This window comes from Streptomyces sp. NPDC048191 (assembly GCF_040652655.1).
In the GTDB taxonomy this organism is placed as follows: Bacteria; Actinomycetota; Actinomycetes; order Streptomycetales; family Streptomycetaceae; genus Streptomyces.
Genome location: NZ_JBEZMO010000010.1, coordinates 182,285 through 198,152 on the forward strand (window position 1 = coordinate 182,285; position 15,868 = coordinate 198,152).

The 15,868-nt window shown below is 74.8% G+C and carries 13 protein-coding genes; 5 read left to right on the top strand and 8 right to left on the bottom strand.

Features of this window, described 5'->3' with window-relative positions; genetic code table 11:
* Window positions 1–157 precede the first annotated feature (157 nt).
* Window positions 158–3,766: a S8 family serine peptidase gene (locus AB0D93_RS19030; protein ID WP_362120676.1), complete on the top strand. Its 3,609-nt coding sequence runs from the start codon at window positions 158–160 to the stop codon at window positions 3,764–3,766.
* On the opposite strand, the gene AB0D93_RS19035 is transcribed toward AB0D93_RS19030, so the two are convergent.
* The 3 genes from AB0D93_RS19035 to AB0D93_RS19045 are packed head-to-tail and all read right to left on the bottom strand — an operon-like array spanning window position 3,741 to window position 7,234.
* Window positions 3,741–5,111, bottom strand: coding sequence for a carboxyl transferase domain-containing protein (locus tag AB0D93_RS19035; RefSeq protein WP_362120678.1), 1,371 nt, complete (start codon window positions 5,109–5,111; stop codon window positions 3,741–3,743). The two genes, AB0D93_RS19030 and AB0D93_RS19035, sit on opposite strands and share 26 nt — an antisense overlap.
* Window positions 5,104–6,588 carry an acyl-CoA synthetase gene (locus AB0D93_RS19040; protein WP_362120680.1) on the bottom strand — a complete coding sequence of 495 codons (1,485 nt, stop codon included), beginning with the start codon at window positions 6,586–6,588 and terminating at the stop codon, window positions 5,104–5,106. Before AB0D93_RS19040 ends, AB0D93_RS19035 begins: the two co-directional genes overlap by 8 nt.
* Window positions 6,589–6,628: 40 nt before the next feature.
* Entirely contained in the window at window positions 6,629–7,234 is a 606-nt protein-coding gene (locus tag AB0D93_RS19045; protein ID WP_362120682.1) for an SAM-dependent methyltransferase, read from the bottom strand.
* 73 nt (window positions 7,235–7,307) lie between these two features.
* Here AB0D93_RS19045 and AB0D93_RS19050 point away from each other — a divergent pair, with 73 nt between their 5' ends.
* A complete protein-coding gene (locus AB0D93_RS19050) occupies window positions 7,308–8,171 on the top strand; it encodes a hypothetical protein (RefSeq protein ID WP_362120843.1) in 864 nt (287 codons plus the stop codon).
* Window positions 8,172–8,275: 104 nt separating this feature from the next.
* Here the strand turns inward: AB0D93_RS19050 and AB0D93_RS19055 are convergent, their stop codons facing one another.
* Window positions 8,276–9,175 (bottom strand): LysR family transcriptional regulator, encoded by a 900-nt coding sequence (locus tag AB0D93_RS19055; RefSeq protein WP_362120684.1) that lies wholly within the window; start codon window positions 9,173–9,175, stop codon window positions 8,276–8,278.
* Between the two features lie 93 nt (window positions 9,176–9,268).
* Between AB0D93_RS19055 and AB0D93_RS19060 the strand changes: the two genes are divergently transcribed.
* The gene (locus AB0D93_RS19060) at window positions 9,269–10,099 is read left to right on the top strand and encodes an oxidoreductase (RefSeq protein WP_362120686.1); all 831 of its coding nucleotides are present in this window, start codon (window positions 9,269–9,271) and stop codon (window positions 10,097–10,099) included.
* A 6-nt stretch (window positions 10,100–10,105) separates the two neighbouring features.
* On the opposite strand, the gene AB0D93_RS19065 is transcribed toward AB0D93_RS19060, so the two are convergent.
* Entirely contained in the window at window positions 10,106–10,663 is a 558-nt protein-coding gene (locus tag AB0D93_RS19065) for a hypothetical protein (protein ID WP_362120688.1), read from the bottom strand.
* Between the two features lie 152 nt (window positions 10,664–10,815).
* Between AB0D93_RS19065 and AB0D93_RS19070 the strand changes: the two genes are divergently transcribed.
* Both AB0D93_RS19070 and AB0D93_RS19075 read left to right on the top strand, forming a co-directional pair.
* Entirely contained in the window at window positions 10,816–11,589 is a 774-nt protein-coding gene (locus AB0D93_RS19070) for an IclR family transcriptional regulator (protein WP_362120690.1), read from the top strand.
* The gene (locus AB0D93_RS19075) at window positions 11,586–12,434 is read left to right on the top strand and encodes an SMP-30/gluconolactonase/LRE family protein (protein ID WP_362120692.1); all 849 of its coding nucleotides are present in this window, start codon (window positions 11,586–11,588) and stop codon (window positions 12,432–12,434) included. The genes AB0D93_RS19070 and AB0D93_RS19075 overlap by 4 nt, the downstream gene beginning before the upstream one ends.
* 100 nt (window positions 12,435–12,534) lie before the next feature.
* Here the strand turns inward: AB0D93_RS19075 and AB0D93_RS19080 are convergent, their stop codons facing one another.
* Genes AB0D93_RS19080 through AB0D93_RS19090 form a run of 3 tightly spaced genes read right to left on the bottom strand, consistent with a single transcriptional unit; the run spans window position 12,535 to window position 15,834 of the window.
* On the bottom strand, window positions 12,535–13,935 hold the full coding sequence (locus AB0D93_RS19080) for an FAD-dependent oxidoreductase (protein WP_362120694.1): 1,401 nt from the start codon (window positions 13,933–13,935) through the stop codon (window positions 12,535–12,537).
* A complete protein-coding gene (locus AB0D93_RS19085; protein WP_362120697.1) occupies window positions 13,928–15,157 on the bottom strand; it encodes an MAB_1171c family putative transporter in 1,230 nt (409 codons plus the stop codon). The genes AB0D93_RS19080 and AB0D93_RS19085 overlap by 8 nt, the downstream gene beginning before the upstream one ends.
* On the bottom strand, window positions 15,154–15,834 hold the full coding sequence (locus AB0D93_RS19090) for a toxin-antitoxin system, toxin component family protein (RefSeq protein WP_362120699.1): 681 nt from the start codon (window positions 15,832–15,834) through the stop codon (window positions 15,154–15,156). The genes AB0D93_RS19085 and AB0D93_RS19090 overlap by 4 nt, the downstream gene beginning before the upstream one ends.
* Between the last annotated feature and the right edge of the window lie 34 nt (window positions 15,835–15,868).

The window sequence follows — 15,868 nt, forward strand, 5'->3', positions numbered from 1 at the left end:
TGTCTGCGGTCCGCCCGGCGCAGGTCTTCGCCCCTGGCGGGAATCCGCCAGGGCGCGTTCCCGCCGCCGACGCCCAACCCCCGTGCGACAGACGGCACATGACACTCGTCCCAGCACGCGAGCCACTCGGACAGACTCCCGACGAGAAGAGGCGTGGATGAGCAGGGGACCAGTCAGACGCTCGGCAGTCCTGGTGGCGGTGGGGGTGATGGGCGCCCTCCTGCCGTACGGTCCGGCGACCGCCGCCCCCGAGGCCACCGCCGCCCGCTCCACCGCTCCCGTCACCGTCACCCTCGTCACCGGCGACAAGGTGACCGTCACCGACCTCGGGTACGGGAAGAAGACCGTCACCGTGCGGCGGCCCCAGGGGGCGACGGGAGCGGTGCGGACGCAGCAGAGCGACGGCCGGATCAGCGTCGTACCGGACGAGGCACTGCCGTATCTGCGGGCCGGGACGCTGGACCGGCGGCTGTTCGACGTGAGCGGGCTGATCCGGCAGGGGCTGACCGACGCCAGGGCCCACGGGACACCGCTGATCGTCACCTACGGCAAGGGCGCGCGGACCACCGCCCCGCCCGGGACCGAGCGGAAGCGGAGCCTGCTCAGCCTGCGCGGGGCCGCGGTCGAGGCCGGTGAGGGACGCACCTTCTGGCGGTCGTTCACGCACCGCGACGGCGTCGACAAGGTGTGGCTGGACGGCCGGGTGAAGGCCGACATGGCCGAGAGCAACGCCCAGATCGGCACGCCGACCGCCTGGGAGGCGGGGCTGACGGGGAAGGGCGTCACCGTCGCGGTCCTCGACACGGGGGTCGACCTGGGCCACCCCGATCTGACGGGCCGGACCACCACGACCAGGAGTTTCATCGACGGCGAGGACACGGCCGACCGCAACGGCCACGGCACCCACGTCACCTCCACCGTCGGCGGCAGCGGGGCCGCCTCCGGCGGCAAGGAGAAGGGGGTCGCGCCCGACGCCACCCTCGCGGTCGGCAAGGTGCTCAGCGACCAGGGCTCGGGCAGCGAGTCCCAGATCATCGCCGGGATGGAGTGGGCCGCGCGGGACGTGCACGCCCGGATCGTCTCGATGAGCCTCGGCTCCACCGAGCCGAGCGACGGCACCGACCCGATGGCCGAGGCGGTGAACACCCTCTCCAGGGAGACCGGCGCGCTCTTCGTCGTCGCCGCGGGCAACACCGGCGCCCCGTCCTCCATCGGCTCGCCCGGCGCCGCCGACGCGGCCCTCACCGTCGGCGCGGTGGACTCCGCCGACCAGGCGGCCTACTTCACCAGCGCCGGCCCCCGCTATGGCGACAACGCCCTCAAGCCCGACATATCGGCCCCCGGTGTCGACATCCTCGCCGCCCGCTCCGGGCTGACCGGCGGCAGCGGCTACTACACCTCCATGAGCGGTACGTCCATGGCGACCCCGCACGTCGCCGGCGTCGCCGCCCTGCTCGCCCAGGAGCACCCCGACTGGTCCGGCGCGCGGCTGAAGGACGCGCTGATGTCCAGCTCGAAGCAGCTCGACGCGTCCGCCTACGCGCTGGGCGCGGGGCGGGTGAGCGTGCCGGACGCCGTCAGGGCCCGGATCACCGCCACCGGCAGCGCCGACCTCGGCTTCCACAGCTGGCCGTACGACCAGGACAAGCCGGTCACCCGCGCCCTCACCTACACCAACTCCTCCGACGAGGCGGTCGAACTGAAGCTGTCCGTGCGCGGTGCCCCGGACGGCGTCGCCACCCTCGCCGACCCCGCCCTCACCGTCCCGGCCCACGGCACCGCCTCCACCACGGTCACCGGCGACGGAGCCAAGGCGGCGGTCGGAGAGACCAGCGGGCAGATCGTGGCCACCGACACCTCCGGAGACACCGTCGCGCACACCGCGTTCGGGCTGGTCAAGGAGGGGGAGCGGTACACGCTCACCGTCCACGTCAAGGACCGCGCGGGCAGGCCCGCCCCCGCCGACCTCACCGTGCAGCGGCTCGCGGCGGGCGAGGACGCCCAGCCCGCCCACGTCGGCGACTCCGGCACCCTCCGGCTGCGCATGGAGCCCGGCACCTACTCCCTCGCCACCTTCCTCGACGTGCACGGCAGCCACGGCGCCGACTCCCTCGGCCTCGGTTTCCTCTCGGCGCCCGAGATCACCCTCGACCACGACCAGGACGTCACCCTGGACGGCCGCGGGCTGCGGGAGATCAAGGCCGACGTCGGCCGGCGCACCGAGACCCACCAACTCGTGATGGAGTACGACCGGCAGGCCGACGGCGCCGACCTCTTCGGCGCGGTCCAGGTGCCCCTCACCTACGACAGCGTCTTCGCCGCGCCCACCGCGAAGGTCGGCCAGGGCTCCTTCGAGTACCGCACGGTGTGGCGGCTGGCCGAGCCGCAGCTGGCGGTCGAGGGCGTCGGCGAGGCGACCGTCCAGCCGGGCGGCACCCTGATCGCGGGCCGCACCAGGCTGCCGCTGGTCGACGTCGGCGACGGCCCCTTCACCGGGGTGTCCGGCAAGGCGGCGCTCGCCCACCTCGCCGACGGCGCCGACCCGGCCGCGCTCGCCCGGGCCGCACAGGACGCGGGCGTCAGGGCGCTGTTCGTGACGGACGACGCCCCCGGCCGGCTGATGGCCTGGTGGGGCACCGACGACAACGCCGACCGGCCGCTGCAGATCGCCACGGTGAACGCGGCGGACGCGGCCCGGCTGCGCGCGGCCTGCCGGGTCGACATGACCGGCACCGCCGACTCCCCGTACGTGTACGACCTGTCCGAGGGGCACCGGGGCGCGATCCCGGACCGGGATCTCACCTTCGCTCCCGGCAGGCGTCAACTGGCCTCCGTGCACGTGAGGTTCCATGCGGCCCGGCCGACGGACGGCGGTGAGTTCCGCTACTCGGTCACCGACACCTTCCCGATCGGCCTCGGTTTCCAGGAGCGGGTCCACCTGCCCGCCGAGCGCACCGACCACGTCTCCACCGGCCCCGGCCAGCTGTGGCACGAGTCCGTGACGATCGGCGACGGCACCCTGGAGGAGCGCAGCGGACTGGTGCGGTACGAGGGCGGTTCGCGTCCGGTGCTGAACTGGTTCCGGCCGGTGTGGCACCCCTGGCTGGGCACCGGGCTCGGCTGGGGGCAGCAACGCGCCGGAAACCAGATCCAGTTGAACACCCCCGGCTGGGGCGACTCCGGGCCGGACCACACCGGTTTCGGCGACGTGTGGAGCGCGGACAGCGGCATGACCCAGACGACCGCCGTCTACCTGGACGGCACGCTTGTCGACAAGGGCGACAGCTCCGCGGCGTACGTCTGGGACGCGCCCGCCGACGAGCACACCTACAAGGTCGTCACCGACACCGCGCTCGACGCGGGCCGCTGGCCGCTGGGCTCGCGGGGGCACTCCGAGTGGACGTTCCGGTCGGCCGCCACCCCGGAGGACCACTGGTCCTACCTGCCGCTGATCAACCTCGCCTACGACATCGGCACCGACCTCGCCGGGACGGTGCCCGGCGGACGGCGGATCCCGGTGGGGCTCGGCGCGTCGTACGTGGCCGGGGCCGCCGGCACCGGGAAGCTGGGCGGGGGCCGGCTGGAGGTGTCGTACGACGACGGCGGTACGTGGCGGACCGTCCCGTTGGCGGGCGCGGGCGCGTCCTGGCGCGGCACGCTGACCGTGCCGCGCGGTGCCACCTCCGTTTCGCTGCGGGCCTCGGCCCACGACGACAAGGGGGGATCGGTGACGCAGGAGGTCATCCGGGCGGTCGCCGTGAGGTGACCCGGGGCCGGGGGTGGTCCACGATCCCCCTGACCACCCCCAGCTCGACCAGATCCTGCGGCCGGATGCGGAGCCGGCCGGCGGTCGCCTCGGCCTCCTCCGGCGGTCGTTTGAGGATGGCGGCCGCCAGTTCCGGTGCGATCACCGAGAAGTAACTGTCCGGCGTGACCCAGGTGTTGTCCGGTGCGGCCAGGGCCAGGGCGCCGCCGGAGCCGCCCTCGCCGATGACGAGCGTGGTGATCGGGACCCGGGCGGCCGCCACCGCCCCGAACACCTCGGCGATCGCGGCCCCGGCCCCCTGCCGCTCCGCCTCGGCGTCGTTGGCCGCGCCCGGCGTGTCCACCAGGGTGAGCACCGGGATGTCGAGCCGGTCCGCGAGCCGGATCAGCCGGGCGGCGGTGCGGTACCCGGCGGGCCGGGTCGCGGTCCCGGTCTGCGCCGCGTAGGCCACGGTACGACCGTCGCGCTCGCCGAACCCGCAGAGCATGCCGTCGGTATCCGTACCCCCGCAGCGGTCGCCGGCGAGGGCGGCCCTGCGGGTGAAACAGGCGTCCAGGTAGGCCTGCGCGCGGGGGCGTTCGGGGGAGCGGGCGCGGTGGACGGCCTCCCAGCCGGTGGCGGGCAGCTCGCCGGTGCCGAGGGCGGCCGGTACGGGGGCCTCCTGGGCCGGGGTGGTGAGGAGCCGGAGCCACCGGCCCAGCGTCTCCCGCAGCTCCTCCGGCGGTACCACCGCGTCCACCGACCCCGCCGCCAGCTGCCCCTCGGCGGTGTAGGCGGCCGGGTCGGCGTCCGGGGGCCGGACCCGGGAGCCCGCGAAGCCCACCTGGGCGCCCGGCAGGGCCAGGACCACGTCGGCCCCGGCGCCCAGGGTGGCCCAGCCGCCCCCGGTCGTGGGGTCCCGCAGGACCGCGATCTGCGGCAGGCCCGCCTCCCGGGTGAGCGCCGATTCGCGGGCCACGCGCTGGAGTTGGCGCAGCGCGAGCATGCCCTCCTGCATCCGGCTGCCGCCGGTGGCGACCAACGGGACCACCGGGAGCCGGTGGGCACGGGCGTGGTGGTACGCCGCCTCCAGCCGGTCCCCGGTGCGTTCGCCGAGGGAGCCGCCGAGGAAGCCGAACTCGAAGGCGAGCAGCATGGCCCGGGTGCCGTCGACGCTGGCGGTGCCGCAGACGACCGACTCCTCCTCGCCGGTGCGTTCGGCGGCACGGGCGCGCAGCGCGTCGTACCCCTGCCAGCCGAGGGGGCCGTCCGGCCCGGACCGGCCCGGCGGGGACGGGAGTTCGGCGAAGGTGTCCGGGTCCGTCACCAGCGTCAGGACCTCCCGGGCCGAGAGCCGCTCAGGCATCGGCCAGCGCCCGCTTCATGATCTTCCCCATGTCGTTGCGGGGGAGCGCGTCCAGGTAGCGGACCACGCGGGGGCGCTTGTGGGGGGCGAGGCGACGGGCCACGTGGTCCGCCAGCTCCCCGGCGGCGGGCGGCGCCTGCGGGTCGGCCGGGACGATCCAGGCCACGATCCGCTCACCGAGGTCCGGGTCCGGCTCCCCGGTGACCGCCGCCTCCCGCACCCCCGGATGCTCCAGCAGCGCGTTCTCGATCTCCCCGGCCCCGATCTTGTACCCACCGCTCTTGATCAGGTCCGTGGCCTTGCGCCCGACGATCCGCACATACCCGTCGCTCTCCCGCACCGCCATGTCCCCGGTGCGGAACCAGCCGTCGGCGGTGTACGCGGCGGCCGTGGCGTCGGGCCGGTTCAGGTACTCGGTGAACAGGTTCGGCCCGCGCACCTGGATCTCGCCGACGCTCTCCCCGTCGTACGCCGTGATCGGCGTCCCGTCCTCCTCCACCAGCCGCAACTCGACGCCGGGCAGCGGCACGCCGACCGTGCCCGCGCGCGGCTCGCCGTCGGCCCGCACGCTGGTGTTCATGAGCGTCTCCGTCATGCCGTACCGCTCGATCACCCGGCGCCCGGTCGCCGCCGCGATCCGCTCGTGGTCGTGCACGGGCAGCGCGGCCGAGCCGGAGACCAGCAGCCGGGCCCGGGCGAGCGCCTTGGCCAGCTCCGGGTCCCCGGGCAGGGCCTCGGCGATGCGGTGGTACATCGTCGGCACCCCGAACAGCATCGTCGCGCCGGCGTTCAGCTCCCGCGCCACCCCCTCCGTGCTGAACCGGCCCAGGTGCCGCACGCTGCCGCCGCGCCGCAGCGGGCCGAGGGTGCCCAGCACGAGCCCGTGCACATGGAACAGGGGCAGCCCGTGCACCAGCACGTCGTCCGCCGTCCACTGCCAGGCGTCGGCGAGCGCGTCCAGGGTGGTGGCGAGGGCCCGGCGGGGCAGGACGGCACCCTTGGGCGGGCCGGTGGTGCCGGACGTGTAGACGATCAGCGCCGGGTCCTCGCCCGGGGCCGTGTCGTCCGGTACGGCGGCGGAGGCGGACGCGTCGACGTCGAGCCGCTCCAACCCGCCGAGCGCGCCCGGGAGTTCGGCGCCCGGGGCGGCCAGCACCAGGGCCGGTGCGCTGTCGGAGAGGATGTGCGCGAGTTCCTTCTCGCCCGACTTCGGGTTCAGCGGCACCGCGGCCACGCCGGCGAGCAGCACGCCCGTCACAGCGACGGCGGTCTCCAGGTCCGGCGTGGCCCACACGGCCACCCGGCCGGTGCCCCGCAACCGGGCGGCGAGCGCGCCGGCGGCCCCGGCCAGCTCGCCGTACGTCAACGACCGTTCGCCGAACCGCAGGGCGGTCCTCTCCCGGACTCCGTCCGGGGGGACCCCCGTCTCGCTGCGCTCGCCCGGACCGTCCGTCAGAGCGGGGAAGAGGGAGGACACGCGGGACACTCCTAACTGTCGGATGACCGTCGGCACCTTCCTACACCAGGAGCCTTGTCCCGACGACCGTGCTCAGATCCGCCGCGAGCCTCAGCTCGGTCGCGCGCAGCGCGGGATGCTCCAGCCAGTGCAGCCGGGCCCGGTCCGGCTCACCCTCGTGCAGCGGCGGCCGGCCGGACGCCGGGGTGAAGTCGTCCACGACGACCGTCCCACCGGGCACGAGCAGCCGCTCGACGTCCGCGGGCGGGTCCCCGGGCACCTTGCCCTGCCCGCCCCCGTCGAGCACGAGCAGGTCGAAGGGCCCGTACTCCTCGATCCGCCGCCAGTCGCCGCCGAGCACGGTGACCTCGGGCCGCCCCGCGAACACCGCCGCGGCGGCCCGTGCCCGCTCCGGATCCCGCTCCACGCTCCACAGCCGCACCCCCGGCGCCGCACCCGAGGCCAGCCAGGCCAGCCCCACTCCGAGGCCGGTGCCGGTCTCCCCGATGCGGGCCCGGGCGCCACCCGCCAGCGCGTGCAGCAGCCGGCCCTGCTCGGGGCGGCAGGAGTACGGGAAGCCGCTGCCGCGGGCGGCGGTGAGCGCGGCCCGGACGAGAGCCGGAAGCCCGGGCACGCCGGTGTACGCGTCGGTGCCGTCGACGGCCATGGTCACTTCATACCGGACAGCGACGGTTGTTAGCCTCGCCGTGATCGAACCGTCGTACGACAGGGAGTCCGCCGTGCCCCGCATCGCCCTCGCCACCTACGACCCCGGCGCCGAACCCGGAAAGGACACCGACCTGCCGGAGCTCGTGCGGGCGCTGGGTGACGCCGGGGCCGAGGCCGAGGCCCGCCACTGGGACGACCCGGACGCCGACTGGGCCGGCTACGACCTCGTCGTCATCCGCTCCACCTGGGACTACAGCTGGCGCGCCGAAGAGTTCGGGGCGTGGGTCGAGCGGGTCGGCGCGCTGACCCGGCTCGCCAACCCGGCGCCCGTGGTGCGCTGGAACACCGACAAGCGCTACCTCGGCGAGCTCGCGGCGGCCGGCGTGCCCACCGTCCCCACGCGCTACATCGCACCGGGCGAGCTGGCCGACCTGCCCGCCGGCCACGAGTACGTGATCAAGCCGACCTCGGGCGCGGGCGCCCGGTTCGCCGCCCGCTACACGCCTGACCGGCGGGAGACGGCGGTACGGCACCTCGCCCGGATGCACGCCGAGGGGTTCACCGCGATGGTCCAGCCGTACGTCCGGGGGATCGACGTCAGCGGGGAGCGGGCGCTGCAGTTCTTCGGCGGCCGGCTGCTGCACGCGAGCCGCAAGGGCGCGGTGCTGGCGCCGGGGACGGCGTACGACGCGGAGAAGGTGGCGCATCCGGATCTGCGGCGGTGGGAGCCGACGGATGCCGAACTGGCCGTCGCCGAGAAGGCGTTGGGGGCGGTGCCCGGTGGTTCCGAGTTGCTGTACGCGCGGGTGGACCTCGTGGACGGGGAGGACGGTGAGCCCCGGCTGATGGAGCTGGAGCTGGTGGAGCCGAATCTGTTCCTGTGGCTGCATCCCGGGTCGCTGGAGCGGGTCGTGGAGGCCGTCTGCGCCTACTGAGGTGCCGCGCGCCGCCGTTGTGCGGCCGCGGCGCCCTCGTGGTCGATCGCGCCCACGCGGCGGAGCCGCGTGTCGAACACAGCCCCGCGCCCCTCATGGGGCGCTCAGCGCACCGTCTCCCGGCACGCCCGCGCATACGCCCGCACCAGCGGCCGGGCCCCTTCCGCCCTCCGCCACGCCAGCACATAGCTGCTCGGGCCGATGCCCCGCACCGGGCGGGTGGCGACCCCGCCCAGGCTGATGAGTGGGGCGTTGCCGGCTGCCACCAGGCAAACCCCCAGGCCCGCGACCAGCGCCTCGTACGTCTCCTCCGTCCCGGAGATCTCCGCGCCGATCCGGGGCGGCCGGCCCGCGCGGGCGTCCAGCGCGAGCCAGTGGTCCCGCAGCAGGCCCGCGCTCCGGGGGAGCGCCAGGAACGGCTCGTCCAGCAGGTCCGCGAAGTCGATCTCGGCGCGGGCGGCGAGCGGATGCGACTCCGGGAGGGCCAGCAGCCGCGGTTCCTCGGCGACCACCGTCCAGGCGTACCGCTCCTCGTCGGGCAGCGGCAGCCAGACGAACGCGACGTCCACGGCACCGTCCGCCAGGCCCGCCGTCGGATCGTCCCAGCTCATCTGGCGCAGCCGGACCGTCGTCTCCGGATGCGCGGCGGTGAAGCGGGAGCGGATGGCGGGCAGCAGGCCGCCGCGGCCCGGACTGGTGCTCATGCCCACCACTAGCGTGCCGCGCTGGGCCGCCTTGGCCTCCTCCACGGCCGCCGCGCCCGCCTCCCACGCGGCCAGCACCTCGCGCGCGTGCGGCAGCAGCGCCTCGCCCGCCGCTGTCAGTGCCACCCCGTGCTGGTCGCGCCGGAACAGCTCCGTGCCCAACTGCCGTTCCAGCACCCGGATCTGCTTGCTCAGCGCGGGCTGCGAGACGTACAGCCTGCCGGCGGCCCGGGTGAAGTGCAGCTCCTCGGCGACCGCGACGAAGTAGCGCAGCTCGCGGGCGTGGACGTCGATGGTCATAGCCGTTGGTTATCACCGAGGGTCTTGGACGGGCAACGGTGTGCGGCCGCAGGCTGTTCGTGTCGGACCGGACGTAGAGACACGGGAGTGGCGATGAACAAGGTGTGGCTGGTGACCGGCGCGACCAGCGGTTTCGGGCGGGCGATCACCGAGGCGGCCGTCGCCGCGGGTGACGTGGTGGTCGGCGCGGCCCGGCGTCCCGAGGCCCTGGACGACCTGGTGGCCGCCCATCCCGACCAGGTGGAGGCGCTGCGCCTGGACGTCTCGGACGTGGCTGCGGTCGAGGAGGCGGTCCGGGATGTCGTGGCCCGGCACGGGCGCATCGACGTGCTGGTCAACAACGCGGGACGTACCCACGTCGGCGCCGTCGAGGAGACCACCGACGAAGAGCTGCGCGCCCTGTTCGACCTGCACTTCTTCGGGCCGGCGGCCCTCGTCCGGGCCGTGCTGCCGCACCTGCGGGAGCGGCGCTCGGGCGCGATCGTGCAGATGAGCAGCATGGGCGGCCAGATGTCCTTCGCGGGCTTCGGGGCGTACAGCGCGACGAAGTTCGCCCTGGAGGGCCTGTCCGAGGCGCTCGCGGACGAGGTGCGGGAGTACGGCGTCAAGGTGCTGATCGTCGAGCCGGGCGCGTTCCGGACCGCGCTGTTCGAGACCGGCCGTGCCGGGGCCAGCTCCGACACCGGGGTGTACGCCAACGTCGGCGAGACCCGCGGTGCCGTCGGCGGCGGCCACGGCAGCCAGCCCGGCGACCCGGCCAAGGCGGCGGCCCTGATCCTGGCCGTGCTTCAGGCGGAGCACACCCCGCTGCGGCTGCCGCTCGGCGACGACGGGGTGAGCGCCGTTCTGGGCCACCTCGACCAGGTCCGGGAGGACGTCACCGCCTGGGAGAAGCGGACCCGCGCGACCGGCTTCGACGACTGAGCGGGCTCAGGGGACGACCGCCGTCCGCTGCAGCAGCCCCCAGGTGAACTCGGCGACCGCCTCGTGCCGGGCGCCGTCCGGGCCGGGCGCGGTGAAGGCGAGGCCCCACCGGGTCGGGGCCGTGCCCTCCAGCGGGCGGGCCGGGGCGAAGGCGCGGGCGGCCTCGTCCACCGTGCACGACCAGGGGACGAGGTCGTCCAGGGTCCGAAGCCGCGGCGCGGGGGCGCCGGGGGCGCGTACCAGCCACTCGTTCCAGACCGCCCCGTCCGGCCCGACCAGCACTTCGAAGCGCAGGTCGGGCCAGAGGGGCAGAGTCCAGCGCCGGGCCTCGCAGTCGACGTCGCCGAGCCGGCGCGGCAGCACGGCCTCGGGCTCGCCGAGGACGGAGCGGTAGCGCGCGGCGGCCGACCGGGATCTCGGCGAGCGGACCATCGCCTGCCAGCGCTTGTTGGTCTCCCGCATGTCCGCGATCGACGCGCCCAGCGTCCGGCGGGCGTCCTCGACCAGATCCGGGTTGTGGTCGGCCATGCGGCGCAGCAAAACCAGCTGGAAGTCGAGATCCATGAGCCCATGGTGCACGGTGTGGCGCCGGGCCATTGCCCGGGAAACCCTCCATGACTAGCCTGTGTTCGTCATGCCGATCGCCTGTTGATATCTCGAACATCACGCCATCGGGGTATCGACCGGGCGCTTAGACCCAAGGGAGGGGGCCGGACGTGGGACGCCTCGTGCCTGCCGTGACCCGGGCTCTGGACATTCTTGAGCTGTTCCTCGACGGGGACGGGACGCTCTCCGCCCCCGACATCGTGCGCAAGCTCCAGCTGCCGCGCACCACCGTGCACGAGCTGGTCACCACGCTCGCCGCACGCTCGTACATCGTGCAGGTGCCGGGACAGCCCGGACGCTACCGGCTCGGCGTACGCCCCTACCAGCTCGGGAGCCGCTACGCCGAGCAGCTCGACCTCGCCGCCGAGGGGCAGCAGGTGGCCCGCTCGGTCGCCGAGACCTGCGACGAGACCGTCCACGTGGCGATCCTGGAGGGCACCGACGTCATCTACATCGCCAAGGTCGACTCCACACACGCCGTGCGGATGGTCTCCGCGGCCGGCCGGCGCCTGCCCGCCCACTGCACCTCGGTCGGCAAGATGCTGCTGGCCGCGCTGCCGGAGCAGGAGCTGACCGCGCGGATCCCGGACGACGCCGAGCTGACCGCGATGACCCCCAACAGCATCACCGACCCCGCCGCGCTGCGCGAGGCGCTGTCGGAGATCCGGCAGCGGGGTATCGCGGTCGAGAGCCGCGAGTCCAACCCGGACGTGAGCTGTGTGGCCGCTCCCGTGCGCGACCGCACCGGCCAGGTGGTCGCGGCCCTCTCCATCTCGGTCCCCATGATCCGCTGGAGCGACGAGCGCCGGGCCGAGCTGGAGCAGCTGGCGGTGAAGGGCGCGGCGGAGCTGTCCGAGCGGCTGGGCCACCGGGGCGCGGCGTGAGCGCCGGGTACGAGGTCGCCGTACGGGCCGAGGCGGAGCTGGGCGAGGGCCCGACCTGGGACCCGGCGACGGGCCGGCTGATCTGGGTCGACATCCTGGGCATGCGGATCCACAGCTACGACCCCGGCACGGGCCGCCGTACGGTACGCACGACCGAGCAGCACGTGGGCGCGGTCAAGCCCCGCGCGGGCGGCGGCCTGGTCCTCAACCTGCGGGACGGCGTGGGCCTGCTGGACCCCGACGACACGTTCCGCTGGCTGCACCACGAGCCGGTCGCGGGCCGTCGCGGGAACGACGCCGCGGTGGCGCCCGACGGCTCGCTGTGGGCGGGCACCATGCGCTACGACGAGGCGCCGGGCGGCGGCACGCTGACCCGGCTGACCGCAGACGGCACCGCCGAGACGGTGCTGACCGACGCCACGGTCAGCAACGGCACGGGCTGGAGCCCCGACGGGCGCCTGATGTACTACGTCGACTCCCCGACCCGCCGGGTGGACGTCTTCGACCACGACGGCGAACGGGTCCACGACCGGCGGCCGTTCGCGCGGATCGAGGAGGGCGCGGGCTTCCCGGACGGCCTGACGGTCGACGCGGACGGCTGCGTGTGGGTGGCGCTGTGGGACGGGGGCGCGGTGCGCCGCTACACGCCCGACGGCAGGCTCGACCGGGTGATCGGCCTGCCCACGCCGCGTACGACGGCCTGCGCGTTCGGCTCCGCCGGCCTGACCGACCTCTACATCACGACTGCCCGCACCGGTCTGTCGTCCCCGCACCCTCTGTCGGGCTCGGTGCTGGTGGTTCCGGGGGCGGGCAAGGGGCTGCCCCAGCCGGCTTTCCACGGTTGACGGTTCCGAGGGGCGGTGGCCGCCAGGTGCTGGTCCGCCGTGGCCGACCGCGCGGTTCCCCGCACCCCCGGGAACCGCGGCGCCGTCCGCCGCACGGCGCCTAGACCCCCGCCGCCTTCCGCTCCTCCGTCGTCAACGGTGGCTCCGTCAGCGGGGGTTGCAGGGGCCCCACCACAGCCGCGAGCAGCACGCTCGGCGTCAGCAGCGCCTCCGCCCCCCGCTCCAGTGACGTCACATCCGTCACCCGGCGCGCGATACGGCCGTTCCCCGTCGCGGTGTACATCAGCCGGTCGACGTAGGCGGACACGAGCCGATCGCGCAGGCTGGGGCCCTGCTCCGTCGCACCGGGGTGGAACACGTCCTGTCCGAGGGCCAGGTCCCACGCCGCGCGGACCGGACGGGCGACCGCCCGCTGCACACGGCGCGCCAGCCCGGGCGTGCCCCAGCCGTGCCGCCGTACGACCTCGCGCAGCAGTACGGCGCTCTGCGCGGCGACCGCCAGCCCGTGGCCGTAGACGGGGTTGAACACGGCGAGCGCGTCGCCGAGGACGGCGAAGTTCTCGGGCCAGGCCGGCATCCGCTCGTAGAAGTGCCGGCGGTTGAGCGTGGAGCGGGTGACCGACACGTCGGTCAGCGGCTCGGCGCGCTCCAGCAGTTCGCCGAGCAGCGGATGCCGCAGCTTCTCACGGGCGAAGGGGACGAAGTCCTCGTTCGTGGCGGGGGGTTCGCCGCCCCTGGTGCCCTGCAGGGTGACGATCCACCGGCCGTGCTCGATGGGGAGCAGGAAGCCCGAGCGGCCCGGCCCCTCGCCCCGCGGATCGAGTTGCAGGTTGACCACCGGGAAGCCCTCCCGGGCCGCCTCGGGGGCGAGGAAGAGCCGGCTCGCGTAGACCAGGCCCGGGTCGACCTCGCGGATCTGCGGCGCGGGCAGCCCCAGGTCCGCCAGCCAGCGCGAGGCCCGGGAGCCGCGCCCGGTGGCGTCGACCACGAGGCCGGCCGGCAGCGTGCGTTCGGTACCGTCCGGCGTGCGTACCCGTACGCCGGTGACCGCGGCGCCGGTGCCGGTGAGAGCGAGGACCTCGGTCCGGTCGACGAGTTCGATCCGTTCGTCGGCGAGGACCTGTGCGCGGATCGTGGCGTCCAGCAGGTCCCGGCCGGCCAGGATCACATGGTGGGACTCGGGCCAGCGCCGGAACCAGCCCTGCGCGGAGAGGGCGACCACGCCCGTGGTGAACGGATGCCGGCGCCCCCCGGCGGCCTTGAGCGCGTCGGTGATCCCGGGCAGCAGTTCCTCCACGGCCCGTACCCCGCCCGACCACAGCATGTGGGCGTGCCGGGCCTGCGGCAGCCCCTTGCGGGGTTCGGGGCCCTCGGGCAGGGCGTCGCGTTCGACGACGACGACCCGGTCGGCGCACTCGGCCAGGGCGCGTGCCGCGAGCATGCCGGTGTGGGATCCCCCCAGCACGACCGCGGTTCTGACGGGGGAGGGGGGTTCACTCATGCGCGGGCACGCTCTCTGCCGGGGCGGCCGCGCGGGCGCGTACCGCCGTGATCTCGTCGGGGTGGCGGAGGGCTTGGGAGACGGCCTGGATCTCGCGCAGCAGGTACGCCGTGTCGGGGCCGGACGGGGCGCCGGCGCCGTCGGCGCGCGGCGGGCGCTCGCCGCCGGCCGCGTCCAGCAGTGTCACGGCGGCGGCCAGGGCCCTGGCCCGGGCGGGCGCGAAGCCGAGGGCGAGGGCGGCGTCGTACGCGCGGGCGCGCAGGTCCTCGTCCAGGTGCCGGGACAGTTGCAGCAGGGCGTCGCGGATGAAGGTCTCGCGGCGGATCAGGCGCAGTTCGGCGGGGGCGTGCGGGGCGAAGGGCTCGCGTTCGCCCGTGACGGTCCGCGTCAGCTGGTAGAGGGGGCCCAGGGCGCGGTGGCGCAGCCGGACGTGCCAGCGCTCGTGCAGGTACTGGCCGACGTGCGGGACGATGAAGCCCACCGCGACCAGGGTGGCGGAGACGCAGGCGCCCGCCGGTGCCACATTGGTGCTCAGCCAGTCCAGGTCGTGGCCGGTCCACCGGGCCACGACGGCGGTGAGCTTGGCCGCGTCGAAGCACAGGTTCGTGGCGTAGCCGACGCCCAGCAGCCTCAGTCCCCAGCGCAGCCAGGCGTCGAGGCCGTCGGTGCGGATCCAGTTCCAGATCAGCCGGGCCGTGATCGAGCAGGCGACGGTGTGCGCGACGAGGTAGAGCAGGATCTCCTCGCGCATGAAGGGGGTGTTGGCGTAGTACGTGTCCAGGTCCCGCAGCCGCTCCTCGGGCACGTCCGCGAGCGCGAACAGCACCCACAGGGCGACCACCACGCCCGCGTAGACCGAGACGACCCAGCGGGTCACCCGGCGGGTCTCGGCCGAGCGGTCGGAGCGGCCGTTGCGCCAGGCGATGATCAGCAGCAGCCAGGACGCGCACAGCGCGGTGAGCAGCGAGTACACCCAGGGCGCCGAGATGTTCGGCACCCCGGTGACCCGGTTGGTCCAGGCGATGGTCCGGGGGGCCGCGAAGACGAACACCCCGCAGGCGAACAGCAGCAGACCGCCGACGGCCCGCAGCATCGGGTCCCGCCACATCCGGACGATGCTGGGCAGCTTGATCACCAGGGCGGTGGTCAGGACGGCCGTGGGGATCCAGAAGGAGATGGAGACATCGCCGAGGAACCCCGCGACGTCGAGCGCCAGGGTCACCGTGCGGCTCCTCCCTTTTTCGGCGCCCGGTTCGCCGGCCCCCGTGACCGTGCGGCACCGGCGCGCCCCTTCGCCTCACCGGCTTCGTCGCGTCCGCGATAGCCGAGGCTCCGCTGGACCGGGCCGAGGGGAGTGTCGGTGTCGGAGCCGACGAGGTGGGCCCGGAACTGGGCGGCCAGGCGGTGCCCGAAGTCGTCCGCCTCGGCCTCCTCGGCCTCCCGGGAGCCGTTGCGGGCGGCCACCGTGAGGGGCATGCCCTGCCAGCCGGGCGCGTCGGCGAGGGCGCGGGCCGCCGCGTCGCCGGCCAGGTGGGGGTGGCGGTGCCCGGCGTGCAGGTGCCACAACTCGTGGCCCAGGATGACCAGTTGCTGCACGGCCTCGGCCCGCTCCTCCACGATCACCAGGTCGAAGTCGGAGAACTCCAGCCACAGGCCGGTGACCTCGATCTCGTCCGGGAAGCACTCGAAGCGCAGGTGAACCGGCCGCCCGCCGCGCAGTGCGCTCATCTCCTCGCACAGCGCCCGGCACAACTCCCGTACGCCGCCGGGCGTTTCGGACCGGGCGCGGACGGCGTCGGCGAGGTCGCCCGCCAGCCAGCGCATCGCCGGACCCGGACGGGAGCGGCGCAGCCGTGCGGCCAGGCGTACCGCCTGCTCACGCGCGCCCGCGATGCCCATCGCCTCCCCCTTCTCACCGCCGGTGTGGGCCGGT